The organism is Mesorhizobium sp. KR1-2, assembly GCF_040045035.1.
GTDB lineage: Bacteria > Pseudomonadota > Alphaproteobacteria > Rhizobiales > Rhizobiaceae > Pseudaminobacter.
Genome location: NZ_JBDZDS010000006.1, coordinates 229,844 through 243,182 on the forward strand (window position 1 = coordinate 229,844; position 13,339 = coordinate 243,182).

Below are 13,339 nucleotides of genomic sequence, written 5' to 3' on the forward strand. Positions count from 1 at the left end.
TACCACATAGCCTTAGCAGGCCACGCCCCGGCGCTTGTGCCGGTGAGTGATCCGAACCTAAGACTGGCATGACAATTCAGACTGCTTCATCTCGACATTTTCAGCGCAAGATTTCTGACTTCTGCGATGTGCGCATCGCCCCGCTCGTCTCCAGGCGGGCTCTGGAAAATATCAAACCGTATCTCTCCAGCCTCATCATCTATCGCAAACCGCCGCCCATGCGATCCGGTCGCATCGATTGGCAATCCGTCTCCGATGCCTGCGGCCTTGAATGGGAAGTGACGGCCGAGCTCAAAAAGAACCTGCAAGCCGGCCTGGAGGCGATCATCCGCTGGATCGACAAGGAACGTTCCGAAGATCAGGATCTCTCGATACCGGCACGCGCAGAGAGCAAGCCAGTCCACCCATCGCGTGTTTCCAGCCCTCGCCCGGCCAAAACGTCCACCGCAACGTCATCCCATCGGGTCAAGGCAAAGACCGGAGTTCCACCCAAACCGATCGAAGAATTCCCGAGGCCGCTCTTCGATTGGGCCGATGACCCATCCAGCTTCCAGCAGGCGCTCACCTATCACATGCGCCGTCATGGTGAGACATACTGGCATCTTTATCGTGCCGTCGCCGGCGAACACGAGACGTTCGACCACAAGACCCTCCTGAGCTGGACGAATGGCTCCAAGGTGCCACGGTCGGTGAACAGCTTCGAGATCCTGTCTCGTATCGAGCGGCGCTACCGCTTGCCCACCGGATATTTCAAGGCGAAGCTTCCACATCAGTCCCGATCGGCATCCGGTCATGACCTTGGTGAGGACATCAGTGCCGCGGAGCGGCGAAGACTCGCCTGGCATCTGCCGGACGACTTCAACAGCCTGATGTTCAGCAAACGCGAGGAAATCCTGGAATGGGTTCGCCGTATCGTCATTTCCGGCTCGACCGACTACCGGCGCTTCCAGGCGGCGGCAATAAGACAGCGCTATGCCATTCGCTTTCCCGCCATCTCCTATGGCGGTGCACTCTCACCGCGTTCCGGCTCTCACAGTCTTGAATGGGATGGCGAGGCAGACCACAGCGCCATCGAGGATCCGGATCTGCTGGCCGGCGTTGTCGATGCCCCTCCCCGGCTCGCCATGGAAATGGCCAACCTCATCCGCTTCAAGACGGCCACACTGACCACGCTCGGGTTTCAGCGCAACGGGGTCTGGGGGAAGAGACGGCTTCGCAGAAAATCGAGCATCTCGGCCTGATGTTCGGCGCGCTAGCGGCATCGCCGAAGGGAGCCGTGAAGGGCTACGGTGTCCCGCTCGGCCAACTGACCTTCGGCTTGCTCATTTTTCCGGGCATCTGGGACTGGTACTTGCAATGGCGCGAGAAGCGTCGAGGCTTCTACACCTCATGGGAACACGACATGCTGAGCGTCCTCCTCAGCATGGTACGGCCCGAGACCGGTTGGCTCTGGCAGCATCCGGAGTTGGTCCAAAATGCAAAGCCGATTCCAGGTCTGATCACAGCTGCTGAAATCTCTGCTGCCCAGAAGGACTGGCATGCCGCCTGCGACACCTGCTTCAAACACGCCTCGCAGCGTTCGAAGGAGATTCAGCGCGTGGCGCGCATTCATCGTGACCCGTTCGAACCGATCATGTGCGTGTTGGAGGCGGACAGCCCGCTGGCCGAATACCGCAAGATCACCGATGAGATCATCAAGCGCATGCCGGATGAGGATCGCTATCCGCGGGCGGCGGCCGAAGCAGTTCGATCTTTCCTGATGTTGCGTCTCGGCCTCCACCTCGGTCTTCGTCAGAAGAACCTGCGGCAATTGCTCGTTTGCCCGCGTGGACATTTTCCGACGTCGGAACGGCGCCTAGAGGACATGAAGCGCGGCGAGATCCGCTGGAGCGATCGCGATCACGGCTGGGAAGTATTGATCCCGTCCAACGCCTTCAAGAACGCGAACTCGTCCTTCTTCGGCTCCAAACCATTCCGGCTCATCCTGCCCAACCTCCAGGACCTCTATGAATATCTGAATGCCTATATCGAGCGTCACCGCGGTGTGCTGCTCGCTGGCGCCGAAGATCCCGGCACGCTTTTCGTCAAGACGGTGAAAACCACAAGCAAGGATGCCGCCTACAATCAAACCACCTTCTACGAGGCCTGGCGACTGACCATCCAACGTTACGGCATCTACAATCCCTACACTAATCGCGGGGCTATCAAGGGGCTGCTTCCCCACGGGCCACACAATGTCCGGGACGTTCTTGCCACGCACATCCTCAAGCAAACGGGGTCCTATGAGCAGGCAAGCTACGCAATCCAGGACACACCGGACATGGTCGCCAGTCACTATGGACGCTTTCTACCGCGGGACAAAGCCGCACTTGCTGCCAAGATCTTGAACCAAGTATGGGAAGCCGCCTAGTGCGAACCATCGCTTCCCCAACTCTTGATAGGTGCAACAGGGCTATTGCGCATGCTGCGTGATCGGCCAGTTTCGGAAGCTCCAGATGCATCCAAGATGACAACGATTACCATCGCGGCGGCAGAAGCTTGGCGAGGACACGTCGAATGTCTCGAGTGGGGCCGACTGCCGACTGTCCGGTTCTGGCCGTATCCAAGGGATAGCCGCCATTCGGTTGCCGACCTCATGGCGGACATTAAAGACTACCGTCGCCGATCCCGAAAGCCGCCTCTTCAGCGGTCCGTCGAGCTAATTGCCGTGACTATGCTGGAACGTATGTCAACCTGATCACGTCCTCGTCGATACGATCGCTCGCCACGAGGCGCAGTGGGGGCCGCGGCCCGGCGAAGAACGGCTTGCCGCCGCTGAGCACAACGGGATGGAGGTACAATCGATACTCGTCGACAAGGCCCAGGTCGGTCAGACCTCCGCTAACTCCGGTCCGGAAACTTCAATCTCCAGTGGGTTGCCGAATGCTGCGTTCAGGCGTTTCTCCCGACGCTCCGAGATGTCCGTTGCCTTGACACGACCGATCGCAGGTATTGATGGAGACTCATCAGCGAAAGAATACATACATGATCGTGAGCGCAATCACCAAGCACGCAAACATGAGAAAGCCAAAGCTGATCGCGTTCATAGTCTACATTTTCCCTTGCGACGGAGAATACAGCATCGGTCCGCTCTGTTTCCGCGCGAATGCCACCGTCCCACTGAGATGGCAAGGCTCCATCGCGTCACAACGTTTCGGCTTCTGCGCGTCCCGCGCAAGGCGGAAGGATCACTAACGTCCGGTGCTTCTGAGATCGGCTTCCGTCAGGACATAGAAGGTTTTGTTGCCGGGAATATACGCCTTCTGCGCCGCTTCCAGAATTGTAAAGCGGGCCGCGTCAAAAGCTGCCAGGCATTTCTCTTCGGCATCCATCGCCGGCACCACGTTCAACAGTGCTCGTACCTTGACTGAGAAGGGTATTTGGAAAGTTCCATCATACCCAATGAAGCGAATGCGCATCGCGGTTTCGTCATAACTTCGGCATCGATTGGGAAAGATCAGCGTCATAGCTAGCGTCCCGTCTGGGTCGGCTCAGAAAGCGTCACTTCGGCCCGTCTTGCTACCTTGCATCCTAGGGCGTTGCGGGCATTGAGATTAATCATCATGGTGGTGGCTTCCGCTCGTCGCAGTCCGGTCATGGCACGACCATCCAAGACAGCAGGGACTCCAGTGAATACGTGATAGATCGTCCATGACCCATCCATCTCCACCCGGCGGTCATAGTTGTGGTGGATGCTGTGCTGCGCCAGCGCGCCACCCTCATTTTCCCAGGCGCTGATATCCATGGCATCTCGGCTACTCTCGTTTATTTGGTCGCTCATGTGCATGGCAGTACTCCTCACCAGACGATCCAAGGCTCCTTCATTCGATCCTGGCCGCGAACCTTTGCCGCCTACAGCAGCCTGTTGCGTTCCACGAGTTCACGAATACGCCGAAGGGTGCCGTCACAGTCGGATTTCTTACGGCGCAAAAGCTCGGCATTTTCATTAGGTCGGACGCGGCCATCAGGCATAAGATCCGGTGTCGGGTATGGAATAGGCCGCTTCGGGCCGGAGGCTATTGTGATGTGTGTCATTGTTGCTGTCCTTCGTGAATGAACCGCCGTTCGGACAAAGCCGCTTCCTTCCAGACTGGCCTCACCCTCGCGCAGTAGAGTTTGCGCCCCAGATCGTCGTTGATGCTGACAATGTCGGGATCCTGCGGCATATCGAGCGTGTGGAAGAGCGATCTGGCCATCCCGATCGCCGCGTCAGCATCGATCACGTCGCAGGTCACGCGACCGAGAAGCGCGTGCGCGTTGTCCAGTTCCCGGAGTCGATAGAATTCGATGACGACGTTCATCTGAACCACCTGTCGATCATGACCGGCGCGCCAAGCGGCATCTCGACCTTGACTGGCGTCTTTGCCTGCTTCGGTTTCCCGGTTTCGCGGTTGTTGGCCATGAAAATCTCCCGTCAGCTCAATCCGGTTGCGACCGGCGGCGCGTCGACAAGTACGAGGGTGTTCTCGGTTGTCACACGCTCATGCCGCTCGCCATCATTGCGAATGCGGTATTGAGGCGAGTTGTCCCGTTCCGGCAGGGTCGCGGTGATGCGATAGACTCCCCCCGTCGTGTCTGACTGCCTGTTCTTGAAGTGGACCGACTGCCCTATGGCGAAACGATGCAGTGACATCTTCTTCTGTCCTTTGATTCCGCGCGTGCCAGATCTTGGCGCGAGCTTGGAGCATCATCGATCCTGCTCTTGATCCTGTTTGAGTGCGGCTTCCAATTCGGAGGAATCGATCTCGACCAATTGTGTCGTCATCTCGTTCGTCGAGACGGCTGGCAGGTGGATGAAGGTTGCGACGCGGCGATAGGCAAGCCATGACGCGTCGTCGATGAGATCCTCATCTTGATCGATGGCGTAGTCGCCTGCCGGCTGCATCTCGTCGATGCCCCTCAATGCGAAGGGCGCGAAGAAGTGGACGATGGATTGGGTCGTGCGTGTCGGCATGTTCTTGCCCTCGCGAACCAAAGACTGGATCTTACCCTGTCTTTTTCGCTGTTTTCGGACGGTCGAGATCGAGAGCTGTCGGCATATCCGGCTGGCCCTCGACGATCCGTTAGGCCAGTGCGCTCTAGCACGCTGAACGAAAACGTCCGTGTTGCCATCGCGATGGCAAATCCTTGCCACGCGTTCAAGCATCGTAAATCTGGATAGGGATTGGCGGGTCGAGAACCTCTGACGCCGCGAGAGGCCAATTCAGGCCAAATAGGCGATTAGGAACCGTATGAGACGATTACGGTTTATTCAAGGCGGGTCACGAAAGCCTAACCGGCGCGGCCAGTGTCGCTACGATGGCAGCTAGCAGAACCGCTCAGTGATGGACGTAGTGGGACTCAGCCCCAGTCTCAAGCCATGGCAGCCTCGGCCAGATTCCGCCTAACCCGGGCAACCGAAAACCCGCCTAATCCAACAACTTGGCAACGAGAACGGAAATTGGAAATGTCGGACAGTTTTAAGGTCGGCGACGTGGTCATCTTGAAGTCGGGTGGTCCGAAGATGACCGTCACTTCGGTGGAAGCTGGTTCAATCGCCACGATGACGTGTTCACTGAAGCGCAAGGGTCGTTTAAGAAAGAGACCCTCACCCTGGCGCATGGCACCGATTGATTTTGGCATCGTAATTTCGTTGCACGCTGTGAAGACGGCCGATGCTCCGCTGTTGCCTTCGGCATACTGCATGTTGTGCTCGGTGCCGTGAACCAGTGTCGCTGGCGGCCGGGGGAAATGTTTGCCTTCGTCTCGCCGTGGGCGTAATCTGTTTGGTCGGCAACTTGTAGCAAGGGCGTTGCCGCGTGAGGGTGGCCACAGTGCCCTAGCCCCGACCGAAGGGACGACGCCATGTCTTCCGCTTACCTGACGTCCGACGACATGACATTGATCGAACGACTGCTCCGAGAAATCCGTGAAGAAGGCCCGGAGCGCAACTTCGACAGAGAAACAGCGGCTGCCTGGTTTCTCATTCAACAGATCGAGAAAGGCAGCACCGGCGAGATCGTTCTACGCGAGAAGCTGGCAAAGCACGTCGACTTGCATAACGCATTGGACCCGGGAAAACAGTGAGTGGTCAGCGATGCCGACGGCACGGGACCGCGAGCGAGCCCAAACTAGGAACGACATCGCCTCGTGTAGCTGCCACGCTGCGCCGACTAATGACTGAACTGGCGCCGCCGTTTCGCATCGAACCAATTGAGCAGATGGACGATATCGACGGCTTCATCTGAAGATAGGGCGTTGAAGACCGATGTCCCAACCGCAGCCGGCTGCCCGGTAAAGATGTCGAACACCGTCCAGGTGCCATCGGCTTCTTTTCGGACATCATAGCGCTTTGAAGTCATGGGGAAATTCCAGTGCTGTCGGCACCTCTTTATTGTAGCACATTTTTGTCCCGCCGCCCCGTATGACGTCAGTCCAGCCTCTGGTGGCGAAACTGGCAAACTGATCTCGCTGGAGCGTCAAGGCCGACTGAACCGTCTTGCTTGGCAAATGGTTCGGAACCAAGGTCAAGATCGACGGAGCTACCTTCGTGCTCATGGGAGACCGGCATTAGAAGACAGAAACGGCCATGAAGGCCGGTGGCCGGACGATATTCGATCTCGCAATTTCAAGAGCGAACTGGACGAAAAACCATGTCTGCGAAAGAAATCAAATTCTCTGTCGACGCGCGCGATCGAATGCTTCGCGGGGTCGAGATCCTGAATAACGCCGTAAAGGTAACGCTGGGGCCGAAGGGCCGCAACGTCATCATCGACAAAGCCTTCGGTGCACCGCGCATCACAAAGGACGGGGCCACTGTGGCCAAGGAAATCGAGCTTCAAGACAAGTTCGAGAACATGGGCGCGCAAATGGTTCGCGAAGTCGCCTCAAAGACGAACGACCTCGCCGGAGATGGCACCACCACCGCCACTGTGCTTGCCGCGTCCATTCTCCGCGAAGGCATCAAATTCGTTGCCGCTGGGATGAATCCGATGGACCTCAAGCGAGGTATCGATCTTGCGGTGTCGGCTGTGGTCAAGGAGGTTCAGGCTCGCGCCAAGAAAGTCAAATCATCGGGCGAGATCGCTCAGGTCGGCACGATTGCCGCCAATGGCGACGTGAGCGTCGGCGAGATGATCGCCAAGGCTATGGACAAGGTTGGCAACGAGGGCGTCATTACGGTCGAGGAGGCCAGGACTGCCGAAACCGAGCTTGACGTCGTCGAAGGTATGCAGTTCGACCGCGGCTATCTTTCTCCCTACTTCGTTACCAACGCCGAGAAAATGCGCGTCGAGCTAGAGGACCCCTACATACTCATTTGCCAGAAGAAGCTCGACAATCTTCAGGCGATGCTGCCGATCCTCGAAGCTGTGGCTCAAAGCGGCAAGTCGCTGCTGATCATTTCCGAGGATGTCGAAGGCGAAGCGCTGGCGACCCTGATCGTCAACAAGCTGCGCGGCGGCCTCAAGGTCGCGGCCGTCAAGGCACCGGGTTTCGGCGATCGTCGCAAGGCTATACTGGAGGACGTTGCGATCCTGACCGCTGGCCAGGTCATCTCAGAGGATCTCGGCATCAAGCTCGAGAATGTCACGATCGATATGCTCGGTCGGGCAAAGCGCGTCCTCATCGATAAGGGCACGACTACAATCATCGACGGCTTCGGTGAAAAGGCTACCATCTTGGCTCGGGTGCGGCAGATCAAGGCGCAGATCGAGGAAACCACCTCTGATTACGACACGGACAAGCTGCAGGAACGCTTGGGGAAGTTAGCCGGGGGAGTAGCCGTAATTCGCGTTGGCGGCGCGACTGAGACTGAGGTCAAGGAAAAGAAAGACCGCATCGATGATGCGCTGAACGCGACTCGCGCTGCGGTGGAAGAAGGAATCGTCCCCGGCGGCGGCGTGGCCCTTCTCCGCGCCAAGGCCATTTTGACTGGGCTGACCGGAGCAAATGCCGAGGTGACTGCGGGTATTTCGATTGTGCTGCGGGCGCTGGAGGCGCCGATAAGGCAGATCGCCGAAAATGCCGGCGTCGAAGGTTCGATCGTCGTCGGAAAGCTCATGGACAGCAAGAATCGCAATCAAGGATTCGATGCGCAGACCGAGCGCTATGTCGACATGATCAAGACTGGCATTGTCGATCCCGCCAAAGTCGTGCGAACGGCTTTGCAGGATGCCGGCTCCATTGGCGCGCTTCTCATCACCGCCGAAGCCATGATCGCCGACGCAAGGAACGCAACTGTGGTCCCCAGAAACGGGAATATCGGCGGAATGAGTTACTAAAAACCGCTCCGTGGTGGCTCACGTATGTCAAAGGTTACGGCCAAAGAGGGCACCGTCTGCAGCTTCTTCGCCAGCGCAATACCGTACGCTGGATCGTGGGGAGACAGCGGTCTCTGCGGTGAAGATTTTGGAAGAGAAATTACGGACGTTCCCTTTGTTTCTCAAAATATTTCACATAAATTGATAATTATGTGATATGATTATTTTGCGGCTCGATAATCAAAACAAAGGAGACCGCCATGAAAATGCAAAACTATGTCCAAGAACATGCATTCGAATATCAGGATCTTTTCGTAAGGGTTTTGGTCGTTCTTGCTATAAGCTTCATCGTTTATTCCGTTCTCTTCGGACTAACGTGGTAGATTAGCTAATCGAAGAGAACTTCTGGCTGACGCTCAGTCCGGTTCATATACCATTGGAATACCAACGGAGGGCGTCATGCCTTCATACCTTACGTTCGCAAATATGAGCCTGATTGAGACGCTCCTTGCCGAGCTACGAGTCCCTGGCCTGCGACGAGATTTTGATCGAGAGACGCTGGCAACACGCGTTCTCATTCAACATATCGAACGGGGAAAGACGGATGAAATCGAACTGCGCGGCGTGCTGTCGCGACACCTGAGCCCAAACGGGAAGATCGCCCATTCATCTTCGCTTTGGCGGTTCTTCTGCGTCAGCGGATAAAGATCGAGTTTGAGATGTCGCGACGACACGGCCAGAATTATGCGCATTTTCGGGCATCGGCGCGCGAACGCCCAGCCACCGGTCAGGCACCGAAGGTGACCCCCTCCGGCCACCTCAACGACGGGTCAGTGCTTTGCGGTTAGGCTCTTAATTCCTCCTCAGCGACAACCCCCTCGTCTCGACAGGGTTTCGTTCGCCCGTCGATCTGACGCCATCCCATGTGCTGCCGACGTAAGGGCAGCTAGCGGCGCCCACCTCCCGATCGATGCTGGAGCCGTCCGCGCGGTATAGCTCGCCGACGTTTGAGCGGCCGATCAAAATGGCCTTGTGCTGACGATGATCGCAAAATCGACTATGGTTGGCATGGGTGCCAAGAAATCCTCAGGTCTGGGGGTAGAGCAGCCATGGTTCCTGTCCAAAATCCAGAGCCGGACATTCCCTTGTCGGCGGCTCACGACGCGGATCAGCCAGATCCGAATACGGTTTTGACTGAGCCCTCGGGTGCGACGGAAAGATTGCCGTCCCGTGCACTGACTATCTTTCTCGGGGGCCTGTTTGTATTGGCAGTTCTGGCGGCGACCTACGCGGCCAGCTCGATCGTGCTGCCCGTTGTGCTCGCCTTGGTGCTCAAGCTTCTCCTGCAACCCGCTGTTCGCGTTTTGGAACGCCTGTATATACCCACGCCAGTTGCAGCACTCTTGGCAATCGTGCTGATAATTGGAACGCTCGTGGGTTTCGTGGCGGTACTGTCAGGCCCCGCCGAGACCTGGGCACAGAAGTTACCGGAGGGCATACCTCGCCTCGAGACTCACCTGATGGTTCTGAGCGGTCCAATCAAAATGTTGCAAAGCGCCCTCCAGCAGGCCGAGCAAGTCGCCAACGGTCCCGAACAGAAGGGCGCCACCGTCGCGATACGCAAAGATCTTGGTCTGACCGGTGCGTTGTTCTCCGGGACGCGTGCCGTCCTCGATGGGCTGTTTACGACAGTTCTCGTACTCTATTTTCTGCTGGTGTCGGGCGATACGTTTCTTCGTCGTCTCGTGGAAGTCCTGCCGAAGTTCAGTGACAAGCGGCAGGCTGTCGAGATATCTCAGCAGATCGAAGGGGATGTATCCGCCTATTTGGTGACGATCACCGTCATGAACGCTGTGGTCGGGGTCGCAACTGCCAGCGCCATGTACTTTTGTGGTCTTGGGGATCCCTTGCTGTGGGGGGCCACGGCCTTCCTACTCAACTATGTCCCAATCTTGGGACCATTGTTTGGGACCGTCATTTTCCTCCTCGTCGGATTGCTGAGCTTCGACGGCTTGTGGTGGGCCTTGCTTCCGCCGGCCCTCTACTTCGGCATTCACCTGGTCGAGGGCGAAACGCTGACGCCCATGCTGCTTGCGCGACGCTTCACCTTGAACCCCGTCCTGGTAATCTTGTCACTGATATTCTGGTTCTGGATGTGGGGCGCGCCCGGCGCGATTTTGGCCGTTCCCATGCTGGCCATCCTGAAAATTATCTGTGATCGGCTGGGTCCGCTAAAGGCCTTGGGGCACTTTCTCGAAGGATAGCCGAGGAAGCCCTTCAAAGGAGATCAGATTCGGCACAGATGGCAATCAAGAGGAACAACCGCCCCACCATTCCCGTTGTATTGGAGTCCCTAGTTGACGGGAGGGCGCATTGAGCAAAGCGAGCCGAGCAAACGAGGTCCCACCTGAAGTACGGGCGGCCATTAGCGCCTTCCTGAATGATAGCCAGGAAGATGAGGGCCCCTTTGCGGTATCGAAAGCGATAGAGGCCGTGAGACGCGTCTTTCCCGAGCTGGAGCTATCTGACCGTGACCTGGCGGACGCGATCTCCAGCGAAGCCCTGACGGCTGGGCGCAATATTCATTATGACATCGGCGACGACAAGGCCGATTAGTCCCTTGCCGGACGCGCCATGCCGCCCCTGTCATCGCGCAACACGCTCCAACAATCGCTGGTGCTCGGGCTATCTCGAACTCAAATGCTTCGGGGGTGATGTAGACGTAGCTCACCGTAAGCGCCGTAATCTCGCCAACCCGGAGTCCTGCCAAGCGGGATAACTTCGGCGCTAGCCGGTTGCGTCCGGCATGCCGCGATTGCGCCACCGGCGTCCAATATTGACTCTGACGCATATGTGGAGCGTCCGGTTAGCAAAGTATTCGGCGCAACCTCGACCTACAGCTTGCCGTGGGTACGTCTGCTTTTGGGCGGTGGTGAAGGCGCCTTGAACGACCGACATCGGGCGCGAAGCCGTCACGTACAGCTTCCTCCGCCAGTTGGTGTGGCGGCACGCGCAGCACTGGGAGGCAGGTCGCGGTAGCGCCGCTGCCGAGGCCTATGTACCGCCGAGCTTCGGACAGGTTTTCGCGTTGTAGGCAAAATCCGCATATTGCCTACAACGCGTCGGCGTTCTCGAATCTTACAAATCGCCGTGCTGAGATAGGGCGATAGTAATGGACATTCCCTACCCGGCCCGCCTGAGCGGCGCGATGACTTCCGCAACCTCGCGTCGAGACAACAGGCTTCGTTCGGCAACGGCATTTGCAAGCCGCTCAACCTCCGCCTTGCGATTTTCGACGATCGCCACAGCGCGCTCCAGTTGCGCCACAAGAAGATCCTCGACGCGCCGCCGCAGGCTCAGATCCTCCCGCCGCAGCTTATCGAGCTCCTTCGACGTCATGACATCGCAGTAGTAGAGCGACCCCATCCCCAGGTTCGCGAGCATCAGCGTCGCCATGTCCGACGCTCGCTGAAGATCGGATCCCTCTATCCCGCCCGAGCCGTCGAAGATATCTCCGAGGATGATCTGCTCCGCGGCCATCCCGGCCAGCATCATCGCGATCTCGTCGAGATACGATTGGCGGCTTCGATTTCGTCTCACCTTCCGCCGCCATTGCACGTGGCCGACGCTGCCCTCACGATGACCTACCTCCCGGGCCACGGCGATCACCTCGATCTCAGCCACGGCAAGTTCGAGACCCACGACCGCATGCCCGGATTCATGGACGCAAGCCTCCCATCGCTCGGCGCCGTCGATGATCGCGACGGGCGGAACGAGAGCAAGCACATCGGAAACCTCGACCTGCCGGCCCTGCCGACGCGCGGTCCGGCGCGCGTCCCTCGCGACCTGGGCGAGAGCGGCACCAGAGTAGCCGCTGGTCGCCATCGCCGCCTCCTGAAGGCCTTCCACCGCGATTTGTCCGCCAAGATGCATGGCGAGCATCTGTGCACGTGCAGCTCCATCCGGAAGACCGATCACGACATGACGATCCAATCGGCCCGGTCTGCGCAATGCTGGATCGAGATGATCCGGAAAGTTCGAGGCCGCGACGACGATGACACCTTCGCGGCCGTCGGCACCGTCGAGCAGTTCCAGGAGAGCATTGACGACCTGCAGACAGTAAGAGGCGTTGTCCCCGCGGAATGCCCGGCGGTCGCCAATGGAATCGATCTCGTCGATGAACAGAACCGACGGAGCATTGTCGGCCGCATCCCGGAAGGACTTTCGCATTGCACCGAGCATATCACCCAAATGTCCCTTGGCCTGCCACTGCGCGCTGGATGTCCCCACGAACTTCGCGCGGCAGGATCGAGCCAGAGCCGAAGCGAAAAGTGTCTTGCCAGTACCGGGCGGCCCACTGAGAAGAAGCCCGGCATCGACATCGCGCCATGCGATCCTGCCAGCACGCCAGTCAGTGAGGTCGGCGACGAGGCTGGCCGCCCACAGCCTGGCCTCACCGTAGCCTTCGAGCTCCTCGACGCGGGGTTCCCATACAGAAGCCTGTGGAGCCGCGGATGCCGCCACGAGCTTCTCAACTACCATGTCGATCGGCCGCCCTTTTCGCAGTGCCCCAAACAACAGCTTCGGCGGATAACCGCAGAGCTGTTTGGCAACCTCACTGGCGATATCGATCTTCCACTCACTCTTCACAGCGGATGTGAGATGGATCGGCTTGACAGAGCCCACTTCGACAATGCGGTCCAGAGCAATTTCGACCTCAGGCGGGAGCTTCGCTCCATTCGCGATCAGGACGACAACAGCCCACCTGTGAGCCAGAACCGTTCTCGCGTCCTCGGAGTATGTCTCGCCTTTTCGCCCCAGTTCGATGGTAGTTACGGTGTAGTGGTTCAAGGCATCGGTCTGCCGCAGGACAGCCTTGGTTGCCTCCCGATAGGTTTCCATTTCCGCGTCTGGTGGCAGCATCAGACCAACAGCTCGGTCAATCCGTTGCGCCCGCAGGTAGAAACCGCATCGCCTTAATGCGTTCCTGATGGCGACGGCATAGGTAATTGTTTCGAGCGGGGCCTCCCGCTTGACAGTTTCCTTCTCCATGCCCGCCT

13 protein-coding genes and 2 pseudogenes are annotated in these 13,339 nt (G+C 58.2%); 6 read left to right on the forward strand and 9 right to left on the reverse strand.

Translation table 11 applies throughout. The annotated features are described in order from the left end of the window. The first annotated feature begins 68 nt into the window (after nt 1-68). Nucleotides 69-2,410, forward strand: a pseudogene (locus ABLE85_RS14445) (hypothetical protein). Between the two features lie 301 nt (nt 2,411-2,711). On the opposite strand, the pseudogene ABLE85_RS14450 reads toward ABLE85_RS14445, so the two are convergent. The 7 genes and pseudogenes from ABLE85_RS14450 to ABLE85_RS14480 all read right to left on the reverse strand — a co-directional run. Next, nucleotides 2,712-2,908: pseudogene (locus ABLE85_RS14450) on the reverse strand (dihydrofolate reductase family protein); the annotation flags it as partial. A 322-nt stretch (nt 2,909-3,230) separates the two neighbouring features. After that, a complete protein-coding gene (locus ABLE85_RS14455) occupies nt 3,231-3,506 on the reverse strand; it encodes a DUF1488 domain-containing protein (RefSeq protein ID WP_348793426.1) in 276 nt (91 codons plus the stop codon). Between the two features lie 2 nt (nt 3,507-3,508). After that, complete coding sequence (locus ABLE85_RS14460) at nt 3,509-3,826, reverse strand: hypothetical protein (protein ID WP_348793427.1); 318 nt, start codon at nt 3,824-3,826, stop codon at nt 3,509-3,511. 244 nt (nt 3,827-4,070) lie between these two features. Then, a complete protein-coding gene (locus ABLE85_RS14465) occupies nt 4,071-4,340 on the reverse strand; it encodes a hypothetical protein (RefSeq protein ID WP_348793428.1) in 270 nt (89 codons plus the stop codon). 113 nt (nt 4,341-4,453) lie between these two features. Then, on the reverse strand, nt 4,454-4,672 hold the full coding sequence (locus ABLE85_RS14470; RefSeq protein ID WP_348793429.1) for a hypothetical protein: 219 nt from the start codon (nt 4,670-4,672) through the stop codon (nt 4,454-4,456). Between the two features lie 54 nt (nt 4,673-4,726). Then, entirely contained in the window at nt 4,727-4,993 is a 267-nt protein-coding gene (locus tag ABLE85_RS14475; protein ID WP_348793430.1) for a hypothetical protein, read from the reverse strand. Between the two features lie 398 nt (nt 4,994-5,391). Next, nucleotides 5,392-5,724, reverse strand: coding sequence for a hypothetical protein (locus ABLE85_RS14480; protein ID WP_348793431.1), 333 nt, complete (start codon nt 5,722-5,724; stop codon nt 5,392-5,394). 159 nt (nt 5,725-5,883) lie between these two features. Here ABLE85_RS14480 and ABLE85_RS14485 point away from each other — a divergent pair, with 159 nt between their 5' ends. Then, nucleotides 5,884-6,105, forward strand: coding sequence for a hypothetical protein (locus ABLE85_RS14485; protein ID WP_348793432.1), 222 nt, complete (start codon nt 5,884-5,886; stop codon nt 6,103-6,105). An 86-nt stretch (nt 6,106-6,191) separates the two neighbouring features. Here ABLE85_RS14485 and ABLE85_RS14490 read toward each other — a convergent pair whose 3' ends face one another. Then, nucleotides 6,192-6,380 carry a hypothetical protein gene (locus ABLE85_RS14490; protein ID WP_348793433.1) on the reverse strand — a complete coding sequence of 63 codons (189 nt, stop codon included), beginning with the start codon at nt 6,378-6,380 and terminating at the stop codon, nt 6,192-6,194. A 291-nt stretch (nt 6,381-6,671) separates the two neighbouring features. Between ABLE85_RS14490 and groL the strand changes: the two genes are divergently transcribed. The 4 genes from groL to ABLE85_RS14510 all read left to right on the forward strand — a co-directional run bounded on the left by groL (nt 6,672) and on the right by ABLE85_RS14510 (nt 10,895). Beyond that, nucleotides 6,672-8,300: a chaperonin GroEL gene (groL, locus tag ABLE85_RS14495; protein ID WP_348793513.1), complete on the forward strand. Its 1,629-nt coding sequence runs from the start codon at nt 6,672-6,674 to the stop codon at nt 8,298-8,300. A gap of 438 nt (nt 8,301-8,738) precedes the next feature. Beyond that, nucleotides 8,739-8,984 (forward strand): hypothetical protein, encoded by a 246-nt coding sequence (locus tag ABLE85_RS14500; protein WP_348793434.1) that lies wholly within the window; start codon nt 8,739-8,741, stop codon nt 8,982-8,984. Nucleotides 8,985-9,388: 404 nt separating this feature from the next. Then, on the forward strand, nt 9,389-10,543 hold the full coding sequence (locus tag ABLE85_RS14505; RefSeq protein ID WP_348793435.1) for an AI-2E family transporter: 1,155 nt from the start codon (nt 9,389-9,391) through the stop codon (nt 10,541-10,543). A 109-nt stretch (nt 10,544-10,652) separates the two neighbouring features. Further along, nucleotides 10,653-10,895, forward strand: coding sequence for a hypothetical protein (locus tag ABLE85_RS14510; protein WP_348793436.1), 243 nt, complete (start codon nt 10,653-10,655; stop codon nt 10,893-10,895). A 567-nt stretch (nt 10,896-11,462) separates the two neighbouring features. Here the strand turns inward: ABLE85_RS14510 and ABLE85_RS14515 are convergent. After that, nucleotides 11,463-13,331 (reverse strand): AAA family ATPase, encoded by a 1,869-nt coding sequence (locus ABLE85_RS14515; protein ID WP_348793437.1) that lies wholly within the window; start codon nt 13,329-13,331, stop codon nt 11,463-11,465. Nucleotides 13,332-13,339: the final 8 nt, after the last annotated feature.